The sequence below is a fragment of the Microbacterium sp. JAI119 genome, assembly GCF_013410135.1.
Lineage (GTDB): Bacteria > Actinomycetota > Actinomycetes > Actinomycetales > Microbacteriaceae > Microbacterium > Microbacterium oxydans.
Window position 1 is genome coordinate 241,328 of the sequence record NZ_JACCCK010000003.1, and the last position, 25,119, is coordinate 266,446.

The 25,119-nt window shown below is 68.4% G+C and carries 19 protein-coding genes; 8 read left to right on the plus strand and 11 right to left on the minus strand.

The window, feature by feature from the left end; all coding sequences use genetic code 11:
* Positions 1-9 precede the first annotated feature (9 nt).
* Genes HDC31_RS15600 through HDC31_RS15610 form a run of 3 tightly spaced genes read right to left on the minus strand, consistent with a single transcriptional unit; the run spans position 10 to position 3,685 of the window.
* The gene (locus HDC31_RS15600; RefSeq protein ID WP_113681003.1) at positions 10-834 is read right to left on the minus strand and encodes an enoyl-CoA hydratase/isomerase family protein; all 825 of its coding nucleotides are present in this window, start codon (positions 832-834) and stop codon (positions 10-12) included.
* The gene (locus tag HDC31_RS15605; protein WP_113681002.1) at positions 831-2,123 is read right to left on the minus strand and encodes a hypothetical protein; all 1,293 of its coding nucleotides are present in this window, start codon (positions 2,121-2,123) and stop codon (positions 831-833) included. Before HDC31_RS15605 ends, HDC31_RS15600 begins: the two co-directional genes overlap by 4 nt.
* Entirely contained in the window at positions 2,120-3,685 is a 1,566-nt protein-coding gene (locus tag HDC31_RS15610; RefSeq protein ID WP_113681001.1) for an amino acid adenylation domain-containing protein, read from the minus strand. Before HDC31_RS15610 ends, HDC31_RS15605 begins: the two co-directional genes overlap by 4 nt.
* Before the next feature lie 249 nt (positions 3,686-3,934).
* Here HDC31_RS15610 and purM point away from each other — a divergent pair, with 249 nt between their 5' ends.
* The 3 genes from purM to HDC31_RS15625 are packed head-to-tail and all read left to right on the plus strand — an operon-like array spanning position 3,935 to position 7,842.
* Positions 3,935-5,050 carry a phosphoribosylformylglycinamidine cyclo-ligase gene (gene purM, locus HDC31_RS15615; protein ID WP_046746859.1) on the plus strand — a complete coding sequence of 372 codons (1,116 nt, stop codon included), beginning with the start codon at positions 3,935-3,937 and terminating at the stop codon, positions 5,048-5,050.
* 6 nt (positions 5,051-5,056) lie between these two features.
* Positions 5,057-6,529 carry an amidophosphoribosyltransferase gene (gene purF, locus HDC31_RS15620; RefSeq protein WP_046746860.1) on the plus strand — a complete coding sequence of 491 codons (1,473 nt, stop codon included), beginning with the start codon at positions 5,057-5,059 and terminating at the stop codon, positions 6,527-6,529.
* On the plus strand, positions 6,526-7,842 hold the full coding sequence (locus tag HDC31_RS15625) for a CynX/NimT family MFS transporter (protein WP_113681000.1): 1,317 nt from the start codon (positions 6,526-6,528) through the stop codon (positions 7,840-7,842). The genes purF and HDC31_RS15625 overlap by 4 nt, the downstream gene beginning before the upstream one ends.
* Before the next feature lie 9 nt (positions 7,843-7,851).
* Here the strand turns inward: HDC31_RS15625 and HDC31_RS15630 are convergent, their stop codons facing one another.
* Positions 7,852-8,886 (minus strand): LacI family DNA-binding transcriptional regulator, encoded by a 1,035-nt coding sequence (locus tag HDC31_RS15630; RefSeq protein WP_113680999.1) that lies wholly within the window; start codon positions 8,884-8,886, stop codon positions 7,852-7,854.
* Between the two features lie 94 nt (positions 8,887-8,980).
* On the opposite strand from HDC31_RS15630, the gene HDC31_RS15635 reads away from it, so the two are divergent.
* Positions 8,981-10,801 (plus strand): beta-galactosidase family protein, encoded by a 1,821-nt coding sequence (locus tag HDC31_RS15635; RefSeq protein ID WP_113680998.1) that lies wholly within the window; start codon positions 8,981-8,983, stop codon positions 10,799-10,801.
* Positions 10,802-11,066: 265 nt separating this feature from the next.
* Positions 11,067-16,256 (plus strand): endo-alpha-N-acetylgalactosaminidase family protein, encoded by a 5,190-nt coding sequence (locus HDC31_RS15640; RefSeq protein WP_113680997.1) that lies wholly within the window; start codon positions 11,067-11,069, stop codon positions 16,254-16,256.
* A 406-nt stretch (positions 16,257-16,662) separates the two neighbouring features.
* Here HDC31_RS15640 and HDC31_RS15645 read toward each other — a convergent pair whose 3' ends face one another.
* From HDC31_RS15645 to HDC31_RS15665, 5 genes are all read right to left on the minus strand, one after another.
* Positions 16,663-17,583 (minus strand): carbohydrate ABC transporter permease, encoded by a 921-nt coding sequence (locus HDC31_RS15645; RefSeq protein ID WP_113680996.1) that lies wholly within the window; start codon positions 17,581-17,583, stop codon positions 16,663-16,665.
* Positions 17,580-18,557 carry a carbohydrate ABC transporter permease gene (locus HDC31_RS15650; RefSeq protein ID WP_257022229.1) on the minus strand — a complete coding sequence of 326 codons (978 nt, stop codon included), beginning with the start codon at positions 18,555-18,557 and terminating at the stop codon, positions 17,580-17,582. The genes HDC31_RS15645 and HDC31_RS15650 overlap by 4 nt, the downstream gene beginning before the upstream one ends.
* 90 nt (positions 18,558-18,647) lie before the next feature.
* On the minus strand, positions 18,648-19,961 hold the full coding sequence (locus HDC31_RS15655; protein ID WP_046746513.1) for an ABC transporter substrate-binding protein: 1,314 nt from the start codon (positions 19,959-19,961) through the stop codon (positions 18,648-18,650).
* Between the two features lie 195 nt (positions 19,962-20,156).
* A complete protein-coding gene (locus tag HDC31_RS15660) occupies positions 20,157-20,978 on the minus strand; it encodes an MOSC domain-containing protein (protein WP_113680994.1) in 822 nt (273 codons plus the stop codon).
* Positions 20,979-21,058: 80 nt separating this feature from the next.
* Positions 21,059-21,244 (minus strand): DUF3073 domain-containing protein, encoded by a 186-nt coding sequence (locus HDC31_RS15665; RefSeq protein ID WP_029259537.1) that lies wholly within the window; start codon positions 21,242-21,244, stop codon positions 21,059-21,061.
* Positions 21,245-21,394: 150 nt separating this feature from the next.
* On the opposite strand from HDC31_RS15665, the gene HDC31_RS15670 reads away from it, so the two are divergent.
* Positions 21,395-21,940, plus strand: a complete 546-nt coding sequence (locus HDC31_RS15670; RefSeq protein WP_046746511.1) for a universal stress protein — start codon at positions 21,395-21,397, stop codon at positions 21,938-21,940.
* A 150-nt stretch (positions 21,941-22,090) separates the two neighbouring features.
* Here HDC31_RS15670 and HDC31_RS15675 read toward each other — a convergent pair whose 3' ends face one another.
* A complete protein-coding gene (locus HDC31_RS15675; RefSeq protein ID WP_046746510.1) occupies positions 22,091-22,717 on the minus strand; it encodes a PadR family transcriptional regulator in 627 nt (208 codons plus the stop codon).
* Entirely contained in the window at positions 22,714-23,553 is an 840-nt protein-coding gene (locus HDC31_RS15680) for a DUF4097 family beta strand repeat-containing protein (protein WP_113680993.1), read from the minus strand. Before HDC31_RS15680 ends, HDC31_RS15675 begins: the two co-directional genes overlap by 4 nt.
* A 229-nt stretch (positions 23,554-23,782) precedes the next feature.
* On the opposite strand from HDC31_RS15680, the gene HDC31_RS15685 reads away from it, so the two are divergent.
* The gene (locus HDC31_RS15685) at positions 23,783-24,598 is read left to right on the plus strand and encodes a MerR family transcriptional regulator (RefSeq protein WP_257022233.1); all 816 of its coding nucleotides are present in this window, start codon (positions 23,783-23,785) and stop codon (positions 24,596-24,598) included.
* Between the two features lie 145 nt (positions 24,599-24,743).
* The gene (locus tag HDC31_RS15690) at positions 24,744-25,118 is read left to right on the plus strand and encodes a hypothetical protein (RefSeq protein ID WP_046746508.1); all 375 of its coding nucleotides are present in this window, start codon (positions 24,744-24,746) and stop codon (positions 25,116-25,118) included.
* Position 25,119: the final 1 nt, after the last annotated feature.

The window sequence follows — 25,119 nt, forward strand, 5'->3', positions numbered from 1 at the left end:
CCTCCGGGTTCATATGTCGTCGGGTGAGAACTCGGGTGGACGCTTGGCGAGGAATGCCCGGATGCCCTCGTCACTGTCCTGATGTGTGAAGGCGATTCCGTACAACCGCGTCTCCTCCGCAAAGGCCGTGCTCCTGTCTTCCTGCACAGCGGCTCGCAGCGCCTGACGGGCCATCGCGGTGGCGGCGCGCGAGCGGCGTGGCCCCGAGGAGAGAGCCGCGACCGCCTCGCGAAGGACGCCGTCCCTCGGCGCGAGACGGGTCGCGAGGCCGTGCGCTTGCGCCCCGACACCGTTCAAGGCCCGACCGGTGAGCACCATCTCCGCCGCCAGTCCTGGCCCCACCCGCTCGACGAGTCGCCGAACTCCCCCGAAGCCGGGAAGGAGGCCGAGAGTCGGCTCCGGCAGAGCGAAGTGAGAATCCGGTGTCGCGTAGATCGTGTCGCAGGCGAGCGCCAGCTCCAGGCCGCCCCCTACCGCGGGGCCGTCGACGCACGCGATCGTCGGGCACGGCGAATCCTCGATCTGCGACAGGAGCGACTTCGCTGCCAGGGCGATCCGTCGTCCTGCTGCGGCCGGGTCGTCGGACACCCGCGCCACGTGCAGCTCGCCGATGTCGGCTCCGGCGCAGAACGCGGACCCGGCTCCGCTGAGCACGATGCCGGACAGCGTCAGGTGCTCGAGGGTGTGGAAGGCGCGACCGAGCTCGGTGAGCATGAGGGCGGACAGCGCGTTCCGCCGCTCCGGTCGCTGCAGCCGGATGTGGGCGACGGGACCCTTCGTGATGACCTCGATCGTCTCGTAGCTGTGCTCCATGGTCTCCCGATCGCCGTTCATGAGTCCCAGATCGCGCCGAAGGCGGGGATCCCCTGCTGTTCGAGTCCTTCGACGATGGACCAGGTCGTGGTGCTGTTCGAGATGCAGATCACTGCTTCGGCTCCTGTCGTGGTGACGGCGTGGCGGGCGAGGGCGAGGAGGTCGGGCTTGCCGTCGGAGGCGGTGTCCCAGACGAGGGCATCGGGGACGGCCCTGCGGATCTCGGCGACCAGCTCGGTCCCGTAGGTGCTCTGCGGAGCGCGTGCAGACCAGACCAGGTGTGCCGGCGCCGTGCCGGCGAGCAGATGCGGCAGGCACGGACCGATGCCACTGCCGGTGGCCACCCAGACCACCTTCCGGAACAGCTTGTCGATGTTGCCGACGCCGGCGGTCGGGATGCCCTTGACCCACACGTGTCGTGGCTTGTCGTCGATGAATCTGCTCGTCCAGTCGCCGGCGCGCGAGATCGTCAGCCGGAGACCCGGCTCGCCGGGCGACGGCACGTTCGCGAAGGAGTGCCATTCGAGCAGCGGATTGCGACTGATCGACGTGGACGACCCGGCGAACGGGGTGACGCCGTAGTCGAACCGGGCGATCGCGACGTGGCTCGACGGTGTCGAGATGTCGACCGGGACCCTCCGCAGCCGCATCCAGGGGAGCGCGACGCTCACCGTCGTGGCGACGAGGAGCCAGAGCCCAGCGGAGGAGAGCACCTGCAGGAGCGAGGCCTGCGCGTCGACGAGCGTCGCGACCGTCTGCGCCCAGACGAGGACCAGCAGCAGCCAACCGCCCAACCGGTGCGTGACCTCGAAGGCGTCGTGCCATCGCGCACGCAGGGGCGGCAGGGCGGTGACGAGCATCGCGATGAGGACCGACGAGCCCAGGACCGCGGTGATCGCGAACAGAGGCGAGGGCCCGTCGGAGATCGTGAGCACGCAGAACGCGACGTACCAGGCGGTCGCGCTCACGGCGGCGCCGACGTGCACCCCGCCGAAGCTGTAGATCTTGCCGAGACCCCACCTCACGCGAAGCGGGGCCGTGGAGCGGATGCTCGTCGCCAGCCGGAACAGGGCGTTGATCACATATTGCTGACGGACGATCGCCGCCACGAACACGTTGACACCGGCGACGACGAATGCCTGCTCCGCGGTCGGAGACGGATTCGCAGCCCACACGACGAGATTCAGCAGGACGGTCGCCAGCGCGAGACGGTTGTACGGCCTGAGACGGCGGGACCGCCGCAGCCGGGACCACCGGCCCGGGACCGGCGGTGTGTCGAGCGTCGCAGCGGAGAGTGAGACGCCGGTCATGCCACTCGCCTCGGTCGTGCGCCCGTATCGATCATGCGCAGCACCGCCGCGCGGTCGGCCTTGCCCCGTGCCGTCAGGGGGATCCGATCGACGGTGATGATGTCGGACGGCACGCAGTAGTACGGAAGCAGCGCGGCGACGGCGGCCCGTGCGGCCTCGGGGTCTGCGCTCGCCGGGGTGATCACGGCTCCGAGGCGTCGCGCGTCGAGCTGCACGGTGACCGCCGTGGTGCAGGACAGGCTCGTCTCCAGCGCCCGCGACACCGAATCGAGTTCGACGCGGAATCCGCGTACCTTCACCTGGTCGTCCGTGCGGCTCAGGTGCTCGAGTTCGCCGCGAGACGTCCAGCGGCCGACATCGCGGGTGCGGAACATCCGCCCGCCGTCGGCAGAGAAGGGATCGGGGAGATAGCGCTGCGCCGTCAGTTCCGGATCACCGATGTATCCGAGGGTGACGCCGGCGCCGCCGACCCACATCTCGCCGATCTCCCCCGCGGGAACCGGTTGCCGTTCGTCGTCGAGCACATAGACCGTCGTGCCGGGAACGGGGGTCCCGATCGACAGTGCTCGGCCGGGAACATGCTCCACGAGGGTGTTGATGATCGTGATCTCCGTCGGCCCGCACGAGTTCAGGAAGCGATGCTCCGCCGCCCACTCGTCGGCCAGCGCCTGTGGGCAGCGCTCGCCGGCGACGACGACGGTGCGCGCGTGGCAGCGTGCGGACGAGAGGGTGCTCACGATGCTGGGCGTCGCGATGAGCACATCGACCTGCTCGGCGGTCTCGGCGATGTCGGAGCCGCGGATCACCAGAGTTCCACCGTTGACCAGCGTTCCGAGGATCTCCCACATGGCCATGTCGAACGCGATGTTGAGCACCTGGCCGACCGTCGTCCCTCGTCCGATGCCCAGATCACCCGGGGTATTGCGGAACAGGTTCACGAGGTTGCCGTCCGTGACCTGGACGCCGTTGGGCGATCCCGTGGTGCCTGAGGTGTAGATCACGGCGCAGACGTCCGACGCGCGCCGGTCCACGGATGCGCGCGTCATGACCGCTCCTGCGTCGTCGAGCTGCGTGTCGTCGAACTGCGTGTCGTCGAGCTGCGTGTCGTCGATCAGGGCGGTGTCGATCACCATGGCGTCGACGGCGTCCGGCATGGCGTCGAGGAACTCCTCGGTCGTGAGTGCGATGCGCATGCGCGATGAGGCCGCCACTCGACCGAGCAGCATCCGTGGGGAGATCCGTGCATCCTGGGGGGCATACGCCGCGCCGGTCTTCAGCACGGCCAGGATGCCGATGACCATCGGGATCGAACGCTGCACGAACACGCCCACCACGTCACCGCGTCCGACGCCACGCGAACGCAGCCGCGCGGACAGTGTCTCGGCAGCTCGATCGAGCTCGGCGTAGGTCATCGCGGCGGACAGGTGCCGCACCGCCGTCTCGTCGGGCTGCCGATCGACTCGCGCTTCGAAAAGGGTGGTGACGGTCGAGGTCGATACCTCGTGCGCGGCCGAACGCGCGGGTGAGGCCGCCGAGGCAGCAGGGGCGATCGAATCGGTCATCGAGTGTCCTTTCCCTCCGCCCCGCATGCGGATCCCGTGGCCGGAAGGACGACGACGGATCGGGGCGTGAGCGCCAACGCTAAGGAGCGCCTCGGCGGGTGGGGGGGAGTTCTTTCAGAACGGTAAGGAACCGAGGGGTCTCGTAACTTCGGGCGTCATCATGTCGACCCGGAACCGGTCCGGACCGCCGAAGGTCCCGCCTCGGACTTCGCGGAGAGAGTGGCCTGCTCCGGGCGGTAGGCTGGGGGCGTGGCTGCCTCCCCCACCAACCCCTATTCCGAAGCCGGCGTCGATACCGCTGCAGGTGATCTCGCCGTCGAGCTGATGAAGTCCTCCGTACGCGCGACGCACGGCCCCGAAGTGCTCGGCGGTGTCGGCGGATTCGCCGGCCTGTTCGACGCCAGCGCGCTGCGCGACTTCCGTCGTCCGCTGCTCGCGACCAGTACCGACGGCGTCGGCACGAAGGTCGCGATCGCGCAGGCCATCGACAAGCACGACACGATCGGCCAGGACCTGGTCGGCATGGTCGTCGACGACATCGTGGTGGTGGGCGCGAAGCCTCTCTTCATGACCGACTACATCGCGTGCGGCAAGGTCTATCCGCAGCGCATCGCCGACATCGTGCGCGGCATCGCCGAGGCATGCTCCGCGACCGGCACGGCTCTGGTCGGCGGCGAGACGGCGGAGCACCCCGGTCTGCTCGGACCGCGCGACTACGACGTGGCGGGGGCGGCGACGGGTGTGGTCGAGGCGGATGCGATCCTGGGCGCCGACCGCGTGCAGGATGGCGACGCGGTCATCGCCGTGGCTTCCAGCGGACTGCACTCCAACGGCTACTCCCTCGTGCGGCACATCATCACCGGTGCCGGCATCTCCTACGGCGACAACGCCGCTGACTTCGGAACGACGTGGGGCGAGGCGCTCCTCGAGCCGACCCGCCTGTACACGCTTCCGCTGCTGCGCCTGATCGAGCAGCTGTCCGGCGGCGTCCACGCGCTCAGCCATGTCACCGGCGGCGGCATCGCGGCGAACCTCGCCCGCGTGCTCCCGCAGGGCAGCTGGGCCGAGGTCGACCGCAGCAGCTGGTCGCCGAGTCCGGTCTTCCGTGTGCTCAGCGACATCGCCGGCTCCACGCTGGAATCTGCCGAGGGCACCTGGAACCTCGGCATCGGATTCCTCGCGGTGGTCGCCGCGGACAAGAAGGACGCCGCGATCGCCGCTCTGAACGCCGAGGGCATGCCCTCGTGGCAGGTCGGGACCGTGGGCTTCGGCCCGCGTCCAGCCGGTGAATTCGAACAGGGCGCCAAGGGCGTCGATGGTGGAGCAGTGCGCCTCGTCGGCGCCTATGCGGACGGAGCGAAGTAAGAGCCCATGTGCGGCATCGTCGGAATGGTGGGCTCTGCCCCGGTCAATCAGGACATCTACGACGCACTCCTGCTGCTGCAGCACCGCGGCCAGGATGCGACGGGCATCGCGACCGCCGAGGCGAACGGTGTGATGCACAACGCCAAGGCACAGGGCATGGTCCGCGAGGCCTTCCGCACCCGAGACATGCGCGCCCTGCTCGGCAACGTGGGTCTGGGTCATGTGCGCTATGCCACCAAGGGCACGGCCTCGAACGAGGAGGAGATGCAGCCGTTCTACGTGAACGCGCCGTACGGCATCATCCTCATCCACAACGGCAACCTCACCAACACGCGTGAGCTCACGGCCGACATGGCCAAGCGCGACCGTCGCCACCTGAACTCCTCGAGCGACACCGAGCTGCTGCTCAACGTGCTCGCGGGTGAGCTGCAGAACACCACCTCGACCGTCGACCTCGACCCCGAGCGGGTGTTCGAGGCCGTCGCCCGCACGCACGAGCGCATCGAGGGCGCCTATGCGGTGATCGCGGTGATCGCCGGATACGGTCTGCTCGCCTTCCGTGACCCCTTCGGCATCCGCCCGCTGATCCTGGGCCGTCGTCCTTCGACCGTCCCAGGGGCCGAGGGCAAGGACGAGTGGGTCGTCGCGAGCGAGTCGCTGGTGCTCGAGAACGGCGACTACGAGGTCGTGCGCGAGGTCGAGCCCGGTGAGGCCGTCTTCATCACCAACGACGGCGAGCTGTTCTCCCAGCAGTGCGCCACCGCCGCGACGCTCGCGCCCTGCGCGTTCGAGTACGTCTACCTCGCCCGCCCCGACTCCGTCATGAACGGCATCTCCGTCTACGAGTCGCGTCTGCGCATGGGCGACAAGCTCGCCGACACGATCGCCAAGCATGTGCCGATGGACAAGATCGACGTGGTCATGCCGATCCCCGACTCCTCGCGCCCCGCCGCGATGGAGGTCGCCCGCAAGCTCGGCATCGAGTACCGCGAGGGCTTCTACAAGAACCGCTACGTCGGCCGCACCTTCATCATGCCGGGGCAGGCGGTGCGCAAGAAGAGCGTCCGCCAGAAGCTCAACGCGATGTCGACCGAGTTCCAGGGCAAGAACGTGCTCCTCATCGACGACTCGATCGTGCGGGGAACGACCTCCAAGGAGATCATCCAGATGGCGCGGGATGCCGGAGCCGCCTCCGTCACCTTCGCGTCGGCAGCACCGCCCGTGCGGCACCCGCACGTCTACGGGATCAACATGCCGTCCCGTCACGAGCTCATCGCCCACGGACGCACGATCCCCGAGATCGCCGACGAGCTCGGCTGCGACCATCTCGTGTATCAGGAGGTCGAAGACCTCAAGGCCGCGATCACCGAGGGTTCCGTGCTCACGGATCTCGACATGAGCTGCTTCGACGGCCGATATGTGACCGGCACGGTCTCCGACGAGTATCTCGCCTGGGTGGAGGGGTCGCAGACTTCATGACGATGCCGAGCGCACGACCGCTGTGGCAGGGTCGGGCTCTCGCACTCGTGGGGATCGTCCTGGTGGCGTTCTCGCTGCGTTCCGCGGTCGCCTCCCTGTCGCCGGTCATCGATCACGTCGCCGCGGACTTCCCGGTCTCGCCCGTCGTGATCGGTCTGATCGGTGCCGCGCCTCCGGTGTGCTTCGCGATCTTCGGTCTGCTCACGCCCCTGTTCGAGCGGCGGTTCGGTCTGGAGCGGATGGCCGTCGCCGCGATCACGCTGATGGCGGCCGGCATGCTCCTGCGCGGCGTCGCGCAGGACTCGACGAGCCTGCTCGCGGCCACCGCTCTCGTGTTCGCGGGTGTCGGTTCCGGCAACGTGCTGCTGCCGCCGTTGGTCAAGAAGTACTTCGCGGACCGTCTCGGCGTCATGATGACGGCCTACTCGACCACGCTCGCCGTCTCGACGTTCCTGCCACCTCTGGTCGCGGTTCCCGTCGCCGACAGTCTCGGCTGGCGGGTGTCGCTCGGCATGTGGGGTGTGGTGGCCGCTCTCGCTCTGGTTCCCTGGATCACGCTGCTGGTGCGTTCACACTCCGAGCCCGACGACCGCGCGATGAGCACGGAGCTGCTTGTCCCGGATCCGACCGACGGCGTGGACGACGTCCGCGACGCGGTGGCCGCATCCACCGGACCCATCACGACCCAGTCCGCCAACCCGAAGGCGTTCGGGCGGCTGTGGCGGCTGCCGCTGGCCTGGTCGCTCGCTCTCGTGTTCGGCACCTCGTCCACCATGGCGTACGTCGCTTTCGCGTGGCTGCCCACCATGCTCGCCGACATCGGCGGCGTCACCCCGGCCACGGCAGGGTTCCTGCTGTCGCTGTTCGCTCTGGTGGGTCTGCCGTGTTCGATGCTCGTCCCCGTGCTCGTGGTGCGTTTCCAGGCCACCAGGCCCCTGTTCTTCGTGGCAGTGGCGGCGGGACTGGTCGGCCTTCTCGGACTGCTGCTCTTCCCGACCGTCGCTCTGCCGCTCTGGGTGGCGATCTTCGGCCTCACGGCCATCATGTTCCCGCTCAGTCTCGTGCTGCTGAGCATCCGCGCCCGCACTCCGGAGAGCGCAGTGGCGCTGAGCGGTTTCGTGCAGAGCATCGGCTACGGGATCGCGGCGACCTTCCCGCTGCTCGTCGGGCTCCTCCACGAGACCACCGCGGGCTGGCAGGTTCCGCTGCTGGTCGTCGCGGGAGTGCTCGTGGCCTCCATCCCCGCGGGCATCGTCGCAGGTCGTCGGCGCACGGTCGAGGACGAGTGGGAGCGCCGGCACGGGCGCTGGTGATGCGCTCGATCAGCTCACCGACCGCGGCGGGGCCGTCGATGAACGCACGATGAGCTGAGGATCGGTGGAGGGCATCTCGCCCACCGCCTCATGGCCCTCGATCTGCGCGATCACCCGGAGCGCCGCCGCGCGACCCATGGCCTCGAAGGGCTGGCGGACGGTGGTGAGTGCCGGGGAGGCGTAGGCGGCGAGGGCGATGTCGTCGACGCTCACCACCGAGACGTCGTCGGGAACGCTGCGTCCGGCCTCATGCAGCGCGCGGATCAGGCCGAACGCCATCTCGTCGCTGCTGACGAACACGGCCGTGGCCTCGGGGATGGCGGCGATCGTGCGACCGGCGCGGTAGCCCGACTCGGGTGTCCAGTCGGCGGGGATCAGTGGCGGGGGCACGATCCCGCGGTCGCGGAGCGTCTGCTCCCACGCCTCGCTGCGCTGCTGCGTCTCGGTCCAGTAGTCGTCGCCCGACACGTGCCACACGGTCTTGTGGCCGAGGTCGAGGAGATGCTCGACGGCGAGGCGGGCGATCGCGCGCTGATCGACGGCGAGCGGTGCATCCTCTTCGAGAGAGGTGCGCTCGCTGCGGGTCGCGGGCGTGCGCTCGGTGCGCGCCCTCATGGCCGGGCTCTCGAGTTCGAGCGGCACTCCGAGGATGATGCCCTCGGCTCCCTGGCGCTCGAGTCGGTCGAAGGCTTCGAGGAAGGCCTCGGCCGACGCGTGATCGGCGACGGCTGCGGTCGAGACCGTGTATCCGTTCGCCGCCGCCGCCTGTTGGATGCCGACGCCGAGCGCTGCCGACGAGTAGCGGTCGGTGGAGACGACGATCACACCCAGCACGCGTGTGCGACCGGACGCCAGCGAGGCGGCAGCGGCGTGCACCCGGTAGCCGAGTTCCTCGACCGCTGCCAGCACGCGCCTGGCGGTGTCGGGGCGCACGTTGTCCTGCCCCGACATGACGCGGGAGACGGTCTGTGTGGAGACACCGGCAAGCTGGGCGACATCGACCTGGCTGGGGGCGCGGTCGTCTCTCGGGCGACGAGGTGACATGTGCTCAATGGTAGCGATCAATCGGCGTGAATCCAGGAGGCGCGGAGTATCGTGATGCGATAATGTGAACGCAAACACTCGTACTTGGAGCGCTATGCCTGACCTTCTCGCCTCGGCTGTCGACGCCGCGTCCGTTGCCGTCGACACTCGGGCCGCCGTGCCGCCGATCGGCGCTCCCGCCCTGTCCTGGCGCGACGGGGAGATCCTTCGCGACGGCGTCGCGCACCGCATCATCGCCGGTTCGATCCACTACTTCCGGGTGCATCCCGACCAGTGGGAGGACCGCCTCCGCCGCCTCGCCGCGATGGGCGCGAACACGGTCGACACGTATGTCGCGTGGAACTTCCACGAACGCGTCGAGGGCGATGTGCGCTTCGACGGCTGGCGCGACATCGAGCGTTTCATCCGCCTCGCCGGAGAGGTGGGCCTGGATGTCTTCCTGCGGCCGAGCCCCTACATCTGCGCGGAATGGTCCAACGGCGGCATCCCGTTCTGGCTGTCCGGCCGCGTGGCTGCTCTGCGCACGAGCGATGCCGACTTCCTCGCGGCCGTCGACGCCTGGTACGACGAGCTGATCCCCCGCCTCGTCCCGCTGCAGGCTGCCCACGGCGGACCCATCGTCGCGATTCAGGTCGAGAACGAGTACGGGTCGTTCGGCAGCGATCCCGCCTACCTCGCGCATCTGCGTGACGGACTGCGCCGCCGCGGGATGGTCGAGATGCTCACGACCGCCGACGGCATCACGAGCGACATGATCGAGCACGGCAGTGTGCCTGGGGCCATGGCGACATTCACTTTCGGCACCGGTGTCGCGAGGGCCGTGGAGTTGCGGCGTGAAGGCGACGCGCTCATGTGCAGCGAGCTGTGGGGCGGCTGGTTCGACCACTGGGGGGAGCGGCACCACGTGCGTTCGGCCGCGAGTGCCGGCGGCACCATCGAGGAGCTGCTGCGTGCGGGCGGATCCGTGAGCCTCTACATGGCGCACGGCGGCACCAACTTCGGTTTCTGGAACGGGGCGAATCACGATCAGGTGCTGCAGCCGACCGTCACCAGCTATGACTCGGATGCGCCGATCGGCGAAGACGGCACCCTCAACGAGAAGTTCCATGCGCTCCGAGCGATGTTCGCGCCGTTCCATGCAGCTGCTCTTCCGCCTGTGCCCGCGGCGCCGCGGCGGCAGGGTGCGGCTACCGCAGCGCTCGACCGTCGCTCCTCCCTGAGCGAGCTGGTCTCCTCGCTTCCCGCGTCAGGCGAGGTCTCGCCGCGACCACGCACCTTCGAAGAGCTCGGCGCCGAAGACGGGCTCGTCGCCTACGAGGCCGACGTATCCTTCCCCGCCGATGCGACGCTCACTGTCGACGGACTGCACGACCGGGCAGTGGTGTTCCTCGACGGCGCTCGGCTCGGCGTGCTCGAGCGTGATGGCGAGACGTCTCTGCCCCTGCCGCGCGAAGGTGGCGTCGGCCGGCTCGTGATCGTCGTCGAGAGCCTGGGTCGCATCAACTACGGCCCCTACACCGGCGAGGGCAAGGGCATCATGCGTGGCGTGATGATCGGTCGCCGACTGGTCAACGGGTGGACGCATCGACTGATCCCGCACGACGCTCCTGCGGCGACCTCCCCTTCCGCCGGCCCCGCCGCCGACGGGGTCGCCGTGGCCTCGTTCGATATCGCCGAACCGCTCGACGCCTGGCTCGCCTTTCCCGACGGCTCGAAGGGCATGGTCTGGTTGAACGGATTCCTCCTCGGCCGGTACTGGAAGATCGGACCGCAGGAGACGCTGTACGCACCGGCGCCGCTGTGGCGGACGGGCCGCAACGAGATCGTGGTGCTCGACACCGACGGACTCGGCGCGACGGTCGAGATCCGCGAGCAGCCCTCCTTCGGCGAGACCGAGGAGTTCATCGGCTCCTGACCGCTCTGCTGCTGCTCCGAGACCCATCCTCCGCGCCGAGACCCATCGTCTCAGGCGGCTGTGAGGGTGGGTCTCGGCGCGGAGAATGGGTTTCGCTGCCGCAGCACTTCGACGCATGTTTGCGCTCGCCTGGCGAAAAGCCTTGATATAGGCGACCACGTGCGCTTACAGTGATAGCGCAAACATCGATGTGGATCGTCGATGACCACTTGCGGCGCACCGGGGCGTCCCTCCTCCCGACGTCGCTCCGATCGAGAGGCAAGACGTGTCGAAACCTTCCCGACCGCCCCGCGCCGCCGTCGCTCTCAGCTCCGTGCTGGCGACCGCGCTCGCAATCGGCGGTGTGCTCACCCCGGCGACGGCCGCGCAGGCCGCCGACCTCGTTCCGGTGCCCAAGACCGACTACCGCCTGCACGCGGTCTCGAGCGAGTCGGACCCCTATCCGGCGCCGCCGTCGCTCGACGGCACCGCGCTGGGGGCGTTCGACGGCGACTTCGCGACGCAGTGGACATCGCGGTACTCCGCGAACGCCCCGTTCCCGCACTGGATCGTCGTCGACCTGCAGCGCTCGCTCTCGGTGAAGGCCCTCGACTACTCGGTCAAGAAGGGTCAGGGCGTCGCCGCCAAGACGGTGGAGGTCTATGTGACCGATGACGCGGATGTCGCGCGCAACTCTCCGGCCGACGGCGGATGGGGAGCGGCCTCGGCAACGGCGACGCTGCACGCACCGACGGCGAACGACGAGAAGCAGCGCATCACCCTGGACTCCGCCAAGGACGGCCGCTACGTGGCGTTGCTCGTGATCGACGCGCAGGGCACCACCGGGGGAGGCGCGGGTGAGATCGAGGTCCTCTCCGACGAGCCGCTGCCTCCGATCGTCACCGAACCGGAGACGCCCGACACCGACGAGACCGTCGAGATCGCCGCCGGCGGTACGACAGCCATCGTGTCGACCGAGTTCCCCCGCATCACCGGATACCGGGTGGGCGGGGAGAGCATCGCCGGCCAGCGCAGCTCCGCGAAGACCTGGTCGGTGAACGGCACCACCTATCCGTCGACGACCACCTCGACATCCTCGGCAACCGGGGTCGACTACGTGTCGACGCTCACCGGCATCGACGTGACCGTGCGCAGCAGCATCCGCGTCGCGAAGGACGGGACCGTCGGGTTCGAGGTCACCGCTGTCGAAGGCGGGGCCACCGTGACCACGCTCGGACTCCCGGACAACGCGTTCCTCTCCGTGAGCGCCGCGGATGCCGGTGCAGCGCTCGACCGCACCGTGATCAGCCCCGACAGCACGAAGAACGCCGACGAGCACATCGCGGTCAATGCCTCGACGGCCACCGGCCAGAAGGGGGCGGCCTTCGCCTTCCTGGGCAACGGTGCGCTCGTCGGCAGTGTCATCACCAACGCGACGACGCAGGCATCCGGTGGCACAGCCTCCTGGAACACGCGCCTGACCACGCGCGTGACCGAGTCGGCGGGACGCACCGCTGAGATCGGATCCAGCGCCTGGCTGATCCACCCGACCACCGCCGTCGATAGCCGCGTGACCACCTACGCGCTGCCGAAGGTCACGGTGCTCCTCGCCGCCGACCGCAACGGTGACGCGGCGGTCGACTGGCAGGACGCGGCGATCCGCTACCGCGAGGTCGACACCCCGCGTCTCGGCGCCGACCGGGTCGCAGAGCGCGTCGTCAGCAGGATTCCGTTCAACTTTGCTTCGAGCGCGACGAACTACTTCGACCTCACCCTCGACAACACCAAGCGCATCGCGAACCAGACCGACGGCCTCGGACAGTGGGTGCTCAACAAGGGCTACGGCAGCGAAGGCCATGACTCCGCGAACACCGACTACGGCGGGAACTACAACGAGCGCGCGGGTGGGCTGACCGACCTGAACAACCTCGTCGACGAGGGGGCGAAGCTCAACGCCGACATGAGCGTGCACGTCAACGCCACGGAGATGTATCCGCAGGCGAACGCGTTCGACTCCGCGATCATCGACGGAGCGGCGCCCTACAAGCCGGGCTGGAACTGGCTCGACCAGTCGTACTACATCAACCAGCAGGCCGACCTCGGCACGGGGCGCGTGCTCGACCGCTTCCAGCAGCTGCGCGACGAGGTCCCCGGCCTCAGCGGCGTCTACATCGACGTGTACTACTCCAACGGGTGGGTCGCCGAGGAGCTCGCGGACGAGCTGAACGGCATGGACCTCGAGGTCGCGACGGAGTGGGGCGACAAGTTCGTCGACAGCACGGTCTGGTCGCACTGGCCGAACGACCTCAGCTACGGGGGCGTGACCAACAAGGGCATCAACTCCACGATGGTGCGCTTCATCCAGAACGGGCAGGCCGACGTCTGGAACAACGACGCCCTGCTCGGCCAGCAGCGTCTGGTCGACGCCGAGGGATGGGTCGGCAACCGCAACTGGGACGGTTTCATCGACAACATCTGGACGCAGAGCCTGCCGACCAAGTTCCTGCAGCACTTCGACCTGTTGACCTACGAGGCCGGTGCGGAGGCGACTCTGACCGATGATGTGGCCGTGCGGATGGACGGCAGCACCAGGGTCGTCACCATGGACGGCGCGACGGTGCTGCGCGGCGACTCCTACCTGCTTCCGTGGCAGTCGCTGGCGTCGAACCAGGACGCCGGCTCGCCCGTCGATGCCGACAAGATGTACTTCTACTCCGCATCCGGCGGCGAGAAGACCTTCGGTCTCACGGACGCGTTCCGGGGCAACACCACCTTCGATGTCTTCGAACTCGGTGACCAGGGCCGCGTCAAGGTCGGTACGGCCACCGCGAACGGCGGTGAGCTGACGCTCAGCGGTGACAAGGGCGCGGCCTACGTCGTGGTGCCGCAGGGCGGCGCACAGCGCGCGGCGGTCGAGTACCGCGATGCCGGTCTCGACGACCCGGGGTTCAACTCCGGTTCGCTCGATGTGTGGAACCCGCAGGGCGATGTGACGATCAAGCGCACCGACCTCGGCGGTGCGAAGAACGAGTCCCGCGGCGACAACATCGCCGTGTTCGGCCCCGCTGCCTCGTCGATCTCGCAGACCGTGACCGGGCTCACCCCCGGCCAGCGGTACGCGTTCTCGGCTCAGGTGCAGATCGATCCGACCGCGACCCGTGACGTGAGCGTCTCGGTCGACACCGGCTCCGGGGCGGTGACGCGCACGTGGAACCTCTCGCCGACGTACAACTACATGCGCGCCGACTCCAAGGCGGGCCAGTACTACCAGCGCGGCTCGACGTCGTTCCTCGCTCCGGCGTCCGGTGAGGTGAGGGTCTCGATCGGTGCCGTCGCCGGCGACGCGAAGGTGCGCATCGACAATGCCCGCGTCACTGCCGACACCACCGGCCCGTTCGCACCCGGCACGGTGTACTCGAACGACTTCGAGGGCAACGAGGCGGGTTGGGGACCGTTCGTGAAGGGCGACGCCAACGGGATCGACGACCCGCGCACCAGCATCTCGCGCCGGCATGACCCGTACGCGAGCAGCGAGTGGCGCAACACCGCCAAGCCGTTCGATGCGGGGCCCCTCGCCGGTCTGGCCGTCGACACGACGCTCAACGGCGACCACTCGCTCATGTCGCACTCCGAGAACAGCGGGGTCGTCTACCGCACGGATCCGACGCTCGTGCCGCTGCAGGCCGGGCACTCGTACCGCATCGGCTTCGACTATCAGGCCGGCGCGAGCGGGGCGTACCGCTGGCTCACCGGCACCGATGCGGTGGCGGGTGGCAAGGTCACCTCGACCACGCTCAGCCGCACCGGCATCACGCAGGCGTTGGAGACGACGCCGTTCTCGCAGGACGTGATCGTCGGCTGCGGCGACTACACCTGGGTGGGACTCGAGCGCGTGGGCGGACCGGACGTGGACTTCGTCTTGGACGACTTCACCGTCACCGACCTCGGCCCCACGGCCGGCGGCACGCCCTGCGCGACCGTCTCGGGCGAAGCGGGCGTCCTGAGCCCCGGGGCACAGACCGCGTTCACGACCACCTTCACCAACAGCGAGTCGATCGCCGTGGAGAACATCGGCGTGCAGCTCGAGGTTCCGGAGGGCTATGTGGTCGAGGTCGCCGACGGTTCGTCGAACCTGTTCGACGAGGTCGCGGCCGGCGACAGTGTGGAGACCACCTGGCTGGTCACCGCGCCGGCAGAGGCGGCGGGTACGACGGTCGGCATCGGGATAGCGGCGACGTATCTCGCCGACTGCGATGTGCGTACGGTCAGCACGACCCAGGAGGTGTCGGTGTCCTCGCGGGCACGCATCCCCAACGCGCAGATCTCCGCGACGGCGAGCTCGGAGGAGACCTCGGGCGAAGACGGCGCTGCCGCGAACATGCTCGACGGCAACGCCGGCACGTTCTGGCACAGTCGGTGGAGTTCGGCGGCCACCTCGTACCCGCACGTGCTGACGTTCGACCTCGGTGCTGCCGAGCAGGTCGACGGCATCTCGTACCTGCGTCGCGGTGCCAACCAGAACGGACCCATCAAGGGATACGAGGTCGCGGTGTCGACGGACGGACAGGCGTACACACCCGTCGCCTCGGGGGAGTGGAAGAACGTCGCCGAGTGGCAGGACGTGGACTTCGCGGAGACCACGGCTCGCTACATCCGCGTGACGGCGCTCTCTTCGATCTCGGGAACACAGTTCGCCGCAGTCGCCGAGATGGCCGTCTACGGATCCTCTGCACCGCGGGCCGGCCACGCCCCGGCGACCCGTCCTGCGGATGACCTGAGTGCGTGCAACCCGGTGATCGACCCGAAGCTCGGGCTCGACAGCGACACGGTGCGCGCCGGCGAGACGGTGGGCATGGCGCTCACGGGCTTCGCGCCGCGGTCGACGGTCTCGGTCTGGCTCGACGGCTCCGGACTGACGGAGGCCACGGTCGATGCGGAGGGTGCGTTGACGACGCGGCTGCTGATCCCGACGAACACCGAGGTCGGGAAGCACCGGGTCATCGTGCGGGATGCGGCAGGCGCCGAACTCGCGAGCGCACCGTTGAAGGTCAAGAAGGCGAAGCCGGGGAAGAAGGCGACCGTCACGGCCTCCATCGGTTCGGTTGTCGCCGGAGCGAGCGTGACCGTGCAGTTGAGCGGTTTCGAGGCCGATGCGCTGGTGCAGCTGTGGCTGCACTCCGAGCCCGTGCGGATCGGCGAGGTGACCGTGTCAGCAGAAGGCGACGCGGTCGCGACCGTCACGATCCCGGCGTCGACACCGGCTGGCGCGCACGCACTCGTCGCGACCGATGCTCAGGGTGTCGAGCTGGCTCGGGGCGACCTCGCCGTCACGGCTGCGATAGGCAGCGGTGGAAGCGGCGGAAACCTCGCGACGACCGGTGCCGACGGCGCGATCTGGTCCGGGGCGGCGCTCGCGGCCCTGCTCGCGATGGGCCTCGGCCTGACCCTGTGGCTGCGGAGGCGCCGCCACAGCTGACCTTCGCGTGATGAGCAGAGGCGGTCCGGGAGCATCCCTCCCGGACCGCCTCTTTCCGTGTGTCACGGTGCCGGCCCGCTCTCCGTGTCGGGAGGAGTTCGCCTCGTCGAGAGGAGCTCTCCGTGTCGGGAGGAGTTCTCCTCGTTGGGCGGTGGTCTCCTCCCGCAGTTGCCGCCGGTTGAAGAGCTCTCCTCCCCACGAGGACAGCACATGCAAGGGGCCTGCGGCGGGCCGGGCCATGCCCACCCTCCTCGGGCCCTCCTCAGGCCCACCCTTACGGAAGGACTTCTCCCCGTCGGGAGGAAGATCACGGGCGCAATCACCTCCCCACACGCAGAAGTCCGCCCTCGGCGCAGTGCCGAGGGCGGACGGGGTGCCGTGCGGGGGCCGACGGGTGGGGACCGGATCAGCCCTTCACAGCGCCGGCGGCGAGGCCGGAGCGCCAGTACTTCTGCAGGGCGAAGAACAACAGCACGAGCGGGATGACTCCGAGCAGGGCGCCGAGCATGACGGCTCCCTTGTCCGGGGCGAAGTAGCTCACCATCCCGTAGAGCCCGAGGGTCACAGGCTTCAGATCCTGACTCGAGATCATCATGAGCGGCAGCAGGAAGTTGTTCCAGGTGGCCACGAAGATGAACAGGAAGATCGTCACCATCGCCGGACCCAGAAGCCGCATCACGATCGTGAAGAAGATGCGCGCCTCGCCGGCACCGTCGATGCGGGCGGCTTCCAGCAGTTCGGTCGGCACCGACGACTGGGCGTAGACCATGCCGAGGAAGACGCCGAAGGGCGACACCGCAGACGGGATGATGATCGCCCAGACGGTGTTGGTGAGTCCGAGCGCCTGGAACTCGATGTACAGCGGAACGGTCAGCAGTGCGACCGGGAGCAGGAGCCCCGCCATGATGACACCCACCGCGATGCGCTTGCCGGGGAAGGCGAACTTCGCGATCGCGTAACCGGCCATCACCGCGAACAGGGTGCCGATGACGCCCGCGCTCACGGAGTACAGCATCGAGTTGCCGACCCACCGCCAGAAAAGCCCCTGTGTCCAGTTCATGAGGCTGTCGTAGTTCGTGCCGAGGTTCCAGTCGGCGAACCAGAAGCCGAAGGTCGACGTGAGGTCGGTGTTGTTCTTTGTCGACGCGACGATCAGCCAGTACACGGGCACGAGGAAGTACAGCGTGGCCACGACGAGCGCGACGATGCCGAACGCCCGAGCGGCCGGTGTGGGGGCGATCGAGGGTGGCGGGGCGTCCACGTCGCGCGATCTGCGGGGCCGTCGGCGCGGGGAAGCTCCTGTGGTGATGAGGCGCGTGGTGGTCATGCGTCGCCCTTCCGGCGCTGCAGCAGCGCGTACACGATCGCGAGCACACCCGCGATCAGAGCCATGAGCAGGGAGTATGCCGATGCGGGGCCGCTGCCGGACGGCGAGATCTCGCCCATCATCGTGTTGTAGGTGAGCATCATGGGCGTGAAGTCCTTGCCCATCCACGAGTTCGCGGCCTGCAGCACGACCGGCTCGTTGAACAGCTGGATGGTGCCGATGATCGACAGCAGCACGGCGAGCAGCGCGGCTCCCCGCACGAGCGGCACCTTGATGCGCATCGAGATCTGGAAGCCGGACGCGCCGTCGAGGCGCGCGGCCTCGTACAGGTCACGGGGGACGGCCTGCAGTGCTGACAGGAAGATGAGCATGTTGTACCCCGTGTAGGTCCAGGTCGTCATGTTCGCCATCGAGAGCAGGATCGTTCCCGGCGCCATGAAGTCGGTGCCCTCGGGGAGGAACGGCAGGAAGGGTGAGACCTCCGGGGTGTAGAGGTACAGCCACATCATCGCCGCGATGATGCCGGGAACCGCGTAGGGGAGGAAGAAGGAGAGCCGGAAGAGGGTGGGACGGCGCACGATGAACGAGTCAAGCAGCAGGGCGAGTCCGAGGGCGACGAGGATCATCACCGGGATCTGCAGCGCGGCATAGAGCACCACGCGACCCATGCCGGTCCAGAACGCCCCGTTGGTCGCGGCGGTGATGAAGTTCTCCAGACCGACGAACGTGTCGACGAGCTCACCGCCGCCGTAGAGTCCGTCACCCGCGGGAACCTGTGCGAAGAACGACGACCGGATCGACACGATGATCGGGACCAGGAAGACCAGTACGAACAGCACCGCGAACGGCGTCATGAACAGCCAGCCCGTGAGGCCTTCCCTCCGGGTTCCGAACCGGCGTCTGCGGGCCGGATCCGTGGGGCTGCGCGGCGGAGCTTCCGGTGCCGCGCCCCGCGTCTCGGTCACTGTGACCATGGTGTCGCCTCTCGATGTCAAGACGACGGCGGAGTGCACGATTGCGCGTGCACTCCGCCGTCGATCATCCGATGATGCCTTCTCGCCCGGTCACTCCGCGACCGGGAGGCCGAGGTCCTTCAGAGAGGCCACTGCCGTGTCCTGCGCCGTGGTGAAGATGTCGGCGACCGTCGCGGTGCCGGCCACGGCTGCCGCTGCGGTCTCGTTCATCTTCGACAGCGTCGAGAAGCCCGGCGCGTAGGGGAAGTCGGGGTTGAGGTTCTCGGTGGCGGTGCCGAGCTCGGCGAGCACGTCCTGTCCGCCGAACTGGCGCAGCATCTTCTCGGGGGTCTCCACGTCGCCCTTCGCGGCCACGACGAGGCCCTGCGACGCGAGGTCGTCGACCTGGGTGTTGAACCAGTCGTTGAACTCCATCGCCTCGGCGGGGTGCTCGCAGCCCTTCATGACCGAGACACCGGAACCGCCGTCGGGGCCGCTCATGGCGCCGGCACCGAAGTCGGGGAGCTGGGCGACGCGCCACTGTCCTTCTGCCGGGGTGCCGTCGAGCGAGTCGAGGAGGAATCCGGCCTCCCATGCCGCGCCGACGTGGCCGATGAGGCTGCCGTCGTTGAGGGCGGCCGTGAAGCCTTCGCCCCAGCGCTCGGTCGCGAGGGTCTGCTTGCCGTCGAGCAGGCCCTGCCAGAACGCGGCGACGCGCTCGGAGCCCGCACCCTCGGCGTCGACCTTCCACTCGTCGCCGGCGGTGCTGAACCAGGTGTCGCCTGCCGCAGCCGACTGGGCGGCGAGCCAGTTCTGCGCCTCATCGGGGGTGAACGCCGTGACGTACTTGCCGGCAGCCGCTGCCGTGGCGGAGTCCGCCGTCAGGTCGTCGAGCGTCTTCGGGGCATCGAGCCCGAGCGCCTGGAACTCGGCCTCGTTGTAGAAGTACACGAGAGGTCCGGTGTCCTGGGGGAGGCCGACGATGGCGTCGCCGACCTTCATGCCGCTGAAGGCTCCGGCCGAGAAGTCGTCCTCGTACTTCTTGGCCTCGTCCGCCACGTCCTGCAGCAGACCCTTGACGAACAGCTGCGGCACCTCGGAGTATCCCGTCTGCGCGAGGCAGGGTCCGTTGCCCGCCTTGACGTCGGTCTCGAGCTTGAGGATCATGTCACTCGACTTGCCGTCGAACTTCGTCGCCTTGACCTGGATGTCGGGGTGCTCGGCGTTCCAGCGATCGACGATCTCGGACGTCGGGGTCATGCCCTCTCCATCGGGAAGACGGTGCAGGTACTCGATCGTGACGGGTTCGCCGCCGGCGCCGTCGTCTCCGGAATCACCGGATGAGCAGGCTGCGAGGCCGAAGGCCGACACCGCGCCGACGGCGACGATCGCGGCGGTGCGGGTGAAGCGAGGGGTGATTGCCATGCTGTTCTCCTCTTTGAGGTCATGTTCCTGCGGATCGCCCTGGGCGGGGATTGGCGTCGTGGCGCCGTCGATCACATGCACATCAAATCAGAAAATGTTTGCGCTCACAAGCCTGAGATGATGACCTCTCGGCCGAAAAGGCGATACGGAAAGGGAGCGCTGACATCGAGCAACCCGCCCGTTCGAGCGTGGCGCTCAGCGGGCGAGGAGCTCGTCGCCGACGTGGACGACGCCACCGTGCTGAGCGCCGTCGTCATCCGCGGCCGGCCAGCCGGGGAGAAGCAGCCGTCCGAGGGTCGGCTCCTGTTGGCCGAACGCTCCGGTGAGGGTGGTGAGGACCTTCGCGTCCCGCCGGCCGTCGTCGGGGTTCGCGTGGGTCGCCAGGCAGCGCACGATGGGGCCGGCGGCGCGGAAGCACAGCTCCCCGATGCGCACGTCGTCCGTCCACTCGAGTTCGCTCCACGGGTCGGCGTCATCGATCACGATGTTCGAACGGAATCGCCGATCGTCGATGCTCATCCCGAGCGCCTCGCCCAGTGCGCGGATGCTGCCCCGGCTGTGCACCGAGACGTAGCCGCGCGAGCGGTCCTGGAAGCGGGACGTCTCGCCGTCGCCGACGAGCACGATCGGAAGGCGGCCCGGCCGTCGGAGGCGGCGACCCTCGGGGGTGGCGAGGACGAAGTCGGTGACGGCATCCGCGATCTCCCGGCGCCCCTCCTCGTCGATGCCTGCGTCGACGAGTGTCGCACCGGCGTGAACGATACGGATGCGGCGGCTCCCGTCGTCGTAACTCGTGCGCAGAGCGGCGAGCGCGGGGAAATCCTGGAGGGCGAGCCCCTTGGCTTTGGGCCAATAGTCGAAACCGTCGCGGTCCTCCGGCTCGGTCGCGTCTGCGAACCGGAACGCGAGCACGCGATCGCCGCCGACTCTGCCGTCGGACTGCACCGTCAGGGATTCACGTCGTTCGGGCGTGAGGCCCTTGATCGGGTGACGGTAGAGGGCGACGACGCGAGGCATGAGGAGATCCTCTCAGCTGCCGGCCCCGGAGCACGAAGAAACACCCGCACGTCGTGCGGGTGTCACGAACAGAGGGGCGGTCAGGCCTTCTCTAGTTCGTCCTCATCTTCGTCGGCGTAGTCATCTGCCCACTTGTCGACATATGCGTCTTCGTCTGTCGGATGACCCAGCTCGCGCTCGAGCGCGGAGTAGTTCACCGACGGACTGTACGCCTTGAGTTCGCGGGCGATCTTTGTGTGCTTCGCCTTCTGACGGCCACGGCCCATGCGCGAGACCCCCTCACGAGTTAAGCGGCGGGGTTCGAGGCCCGCGGCATTTTTCACGACACCGGATCAAAGCCGGTAAGAGTAGCATTCAGAATAGCACGCGGGTAAGCCCCTCTGGCTGACGCCAGGCTGCTGAAGGGAACGATCTTCATGACCGACGACACCTCCACTCCCTCCGACGAGGCCGCACAGAACGCGGCGCTGCAGAAAGCCGTCATCGTCGGCATGCAGGTGGACCAGGACCGACACGTCATCGACGAGGCCGTGCGCTATGCGCGGTTGCTCGGTGCGCCGCTGGTGGTCGCGCATGTCGACGTCACTCGATTCGTCACGTACGAGGACCCGGACGGCTACGTGCATTCGGCTCCGATCGACATCAACTTCGATGCCGGTGCTGCGGAGTTCGAGGCGGTCGAGGCGGCGGCCGCGGGCATGCTCGCTGGCACGGACATCACGTGGACGGCGCGGCAGCTGGTGGGAGACCCCGCGCTGGCGATCAAGCAGCTCGCGAACAAGCTCGACGCCCAGCTGATCGTCGTGGGCACTCGCAAGCGCGGCATCGGCGAGTCCATCAGGGAGTTCTTCACCGGGTCGGTCGCCGCTCGTCTGGCCCATCGTCAGCATCGCTCCGTCCTCGTGGTGCCGCTCGGGGAGTCGGTGCCGGACGAGCAGAAGGAGATCTGGCCGGAGAAGTAGTCCGTCCGACCGCACAGAGAACCAGAAAGAAGGTGTCGGCATCCGCGATGGATGCCGACACCTTCTGCGTGGTCGGGCGGGTTCCGTGTGGTCGGGCGGGTTCCGTCTGATCGGGGACTCGGGTCCCGGAGGGTCAGGACCCGGAGCTGTTCAGGAACCGGAGCCGCTCAGTGCGACCGTCACGCCTCGGGCTGCGGTATCCAGGGCTTCCTCGAGCTCGGTGACGATCGACGGGGACAGCGTGCCGCCTTTGGCGATGTGGGTGCGAAGGTCGGTGCGCACCCTGGCCCGGAAGGCGTTGATCACGGCATCCGCACGGTGCATCTCCTCGCGGCTCACGAGACGGGAGTCGTCGGTGGCCGTGCGTGGACGGTTCTTCGCCGCGCTCCGCTCGTCCTTCTCCGCCGCTGCCAGATCTGCGCGGAGGCTCTTCATCGCATCCTTGACGCTCTGCCGCACCTCGCTCGCGATCAGTCGTACCGAGTCGGTGAGTCCCGCCTCGATGCCGGCGAGGTCGCCCTCGCGCGAGGCGAGCTCGGCCCGACCGGCTTCGGTGATGGAGTAGATGGTGGTTCGGCCGTCGACGGTCTTGGAGACCAGGCCCTCCTCCTCGAGCTTCGCGAGTCGCGGGTAGATGGTGCCGGCGCTCGGCGTGTAGGTGCCACCGGTGCGATCGGTGAGCGACTGGATGATGCCGTAACCGTGCTGGGGCGCCTCGGCGAGGAGCGACAGCAGATACAGGCGCAGGTCGCCGTGGGAGAAGACCGCGGGGCTCATGCTTCCCACTCCGGGTCGTCGGCGATCGAAGCGGGGGAGCGGCGGAGCACGGTCACTCCACCGGAGACGGAGTTCGCGCGCAGGTCGACGAAGCGCCCCGCGAGTTCCCCGGTGGTGCCGGTGTAGTTGCTGGGGCCCGAGGTGCTGCGCTCGACGCCGTCGATCAGCAGGCGTCCGCTCAGCGACCGGATCACGTAGTTCGCGGCGAGAGACTCGTCCAGACGCACGGTGGTCCCGCCCGAGACCGAGTTGACGGTGATGGTGTTCACGTCTCCTGCGGCATCGACCAGCGTGGAGCCGGAGACGATGTCGACCGTTGCCCGGCGCACGACGCCCGTGACGGCCACGTCGCCCGAGACGCTGTTCGCGCTGATCGAGCCGGTGAGTCCGCGCACCTGCACATCGCCCGAGACGGAGTTCACGGTGAGGTCGCCGATCAGGGTGTCGACGATGATGTCGCCGGACACCGTGTTGAGGCGGGCGTCGTTGCGGAGTCCCGACACCAGGGCGCCGGCGCTGACGACACCGAGGTTCAGGGCGATCGCGCGGGGGACGGCGACGCTCACCTCGGCGCGGGGGCCGCCCGAGCCGAAGTTGCGGAACACCTCGAGGAAGTTGTCCCATCCCAGCTGCGGGTGGTCGATCTCGACCTCGCCGTCGTGGGACTCGATGCGCAGGTCTTTGGTGGTGACGCCGTGCACCTCGATGCGGATGCCCGGTTCGTCGTGGGCGATGATGTCGACCTGTCCGCCGACGAGGCCCACTTTGAGGCGGGTGACGGATTCGATGTCGATGACACGTTCCTCGCCGGGGGCGATGAGCCACTTCTCGGTCATGTCTGCTTCTCCTGGGTTGGGGTCACGATATATCGTGTGTTGCCACGATAACACGATATATCTCGTCCTTGTCAAGGGCACTCACCGCTCCCGTCGCGATATGACACCCTGCCGCGCATTTTCAGCTGACATATCGCGACCGGAGCGTGGTTGACCTTGACGCTGCGTCAACTTCTAGAGTCGAGGTGTTGGGCAGAGTCGAGGGTGTCGAGCGAGGAACGGAGGGGCGATGGAGAACGGAGGGGCGATGGAGAAGGACGACTGGTCTATCCAGGAGATCGCGCGGCTGGCGGGTACGACGAGTCGCACGCTCCGGCACTACGACGAGGTCGGGCTGCTGCCGCCGTCGCGCATCGCGTCCAACGGCTATCGGCACTACGACAGGAACGCCCTCGTGCGTCTGCAGCGCATCCTGCTGCTGCGGGAGCTCGGACTCGGGCTGCCGCAGGTCGCGGAGGTGCTGGGATCGGCATCCAGCGCGGACGCCGGGGCGGTCGAGGCCTCGGCGCTCGAGACCCATCTCGCGCTGCTGCGCGACGAACAGACCAGGCTGGCGCGACAGATCGCGTCGGTCGAATCCACCATCACGGCATTGAGAGGAGGTGAGAACCTCATGGCAGAGAACATGTTCGACGGTTTCGACCATACGAAGTACAAGGACGAGGTCGAGGAACGCTGGGGGAAGAAGGCATACGCCGACAGCGACAGCTGGTGGCGCGGTATGACCGACTCCGAACGCGGCGAGTGGCAGAAGCGCGTGTCCGACCTCGGACGCGACTGGATCGCGGCGGCGGAGAGCGGCATCGATCCGTCTTCCCGCGAAGCCCAGGAGATCGCGCGACGCCACGTGGAGTGGCTCACGGGCATCCCCGGCACTCCTGCGGCCGCGGCCGGAGGAGACGTCAAGGCGTACGTGATCGGCCTCGGCGAGATGTACGTCGCGGATCCGCGCTTCGGCGCGAACTATGCGACATCGTCCGGCGGCACGCACGGCGCGGAGTTCGTACGCGACGCCCTTCGCATCTACGCGGACGGCAACCTCTGAGTCGCCCCCTCCGGTCGCGATATGCCAGCCTCAGCCACGGTTTCGGCTGTCATATCGCGACCGGAAGTGCGTCGGGCCCGTACCGAACGGGCGCGCGGGGCGCAAGGGGGCGATCGCAGAGCAGCCCCGGGCGTAGGGTCGGGGCATGGCTCACGGACCCCGGCGCACGAATGCGGCGCCGCTGTTCGTCGCCGCGGCAACGGCGTACGGAGCGAACTGCGCTCTCGGCACGGCCGTCGCGGCGCGGGTCGTCGACACACGGAACTTCCGGTGGCTGCACCACCTGCTGTACATCGCCACGTGCCTCACGACCGGTCTGGCGCTGAGCGCAGCACTGTGGGGCCGCCCGCGCGGACAGAGTCGTCGCGCCGCACTCGCGTTGCTCCCCGTCGCCGCGCCGCTTGCGGCGATCCCGTATCTCGGCACGCACGGCCGACGGCACCCGGTGGTCGCCCTCACGGCCGCTCCCTTCATCATCGCGGGGCTGCTGCTCTCGCGGTCCACCGCCGACCGGAAGTGAA

Excerpts from the sequence above, each read along its gene's own strand:
- HDC31_RS15610 (WP_113681001.1), bottom strand. The coding sequence starts at position 3,685 with ATGACCGATTCGATCGCCCCTGCTGCCTCGGCGGCCTCACCCGCGCGT.
- HDC31_RS15630 (WP_113680999.1), bottom strand. The coding sequence starts at position 8,886 with ATGTCACCTCGTCGCCCGAGAGACGACCGCGCCCCCAGCCAGGTCGAT.
- HDC31_RS15675 (WP_046746510.1), bottom strand. The coding sequence starts at position 22,717 with ATGAGCCCCGCGGTCTTCTCCCACGGCGACCTGCGCCTGTATCTGCTG.
- HDC31_RS15605 (WP_113681002.1), bottom strand. The coding sequence starts at position 2,123 with ATGACCGGCGTCTCACTCTCCGCTGCGACGCTCGACACACCGCCGGTC.
- HDC31_RS15625 (WP_113681000.1), top strand. The coding sequence starts at position 6,526 with ATGACGATGCCGAGCGCACGACCGCTGTGGCAGGGTCGGGCTCTCGCA.
- purF (WP_046746860.1), top strand. The coding sequence starts at position 5,057 with ATGTGCGGCATCGTCGGAATGGTGGGCTCTGCCCCGGTCAATCAGGAC.
- HDC31_RS15635 (WP_113680998.1), top strand. The coding sequence starts at position 8,981 with ATGCCTGACCTTCTCGCCTCGGCTGTCGACGCCGCGTCCGTTGCCGTC.
- HDC31_RS15690 (WP_046746508.1), top strand. The coding sequence starts at position 24,744 with ATGGCTCACGGACCCCGGCGCACGAATGCGGCGCCGCTGTTCGTCGCC.
- HDC31_RS15645 (WP_113680996.1), bottom strand. The coding sequence starts at position 17,583 with ATGACCACCACGCGCCTCATCACCACAGGAGCTTCCCCGCGCCGACGG.
- HDC31_RS15600 (WP_113681003.1), bottom strand. The coding sequence starts at position 834 with ATGAACGGCGATCGGGAGACCATGGAGCACAGCTACGAGACGATCGAG.
- HDC31_RS15660 (WP_113680994.1), bottom strand. The coding sequence starts at position 20,978 with ATGCCTCGCGTCGTCGCCCTCTACCGTCACCCGATCAAGGGCCTCACG.
- HDC31_RS15655 (WP_046746513.1), bottom strand. The coding sequence starts at position 19,961 with ATGGCAATCACCCCTCGCTTCACCCGCACCGCCGCGATCGTCGCCGTC.
- HDC31_RS15650 (WP_257022229.1), bottom strand. The coding sequence starts at position 18,557 with ATGGTCACAGTGACCGAGACGCGGGGCGCGGCACCGGAAGCTCCGCCG.
- HDC31_RS15680 (WP_113680993.1), bottom strand. The coding sequence starts at position 23,553 with ATGACCGAGAAGTGGCTCATCGCCCCCGGCGAGGAACGTGTCATCGAC.
- HDC31_RS15670 (WP_046746511.1), top strand. The coding sequence starts at position 21,395 with ATGACCGACGACACCTCCACTCCCTCCGACGAGGCCGCACAGAACGCG.
- HDC31_RS15665 (WP_029259537.1), bottom strand. The coding sequence starts at position 21,244 with ATGGGCCGTGGCCGTCAGAAGGCGAAGCACACAAAGATCGCCCGCGAA.
- HDC31_RS15685 (WP_257022233.1), top strand. The coding sequence starts at position 23,783 with ATGGAGAACGGAGGGGCGATGGAGAAGGACGACTGGTCTATCCAGGAG.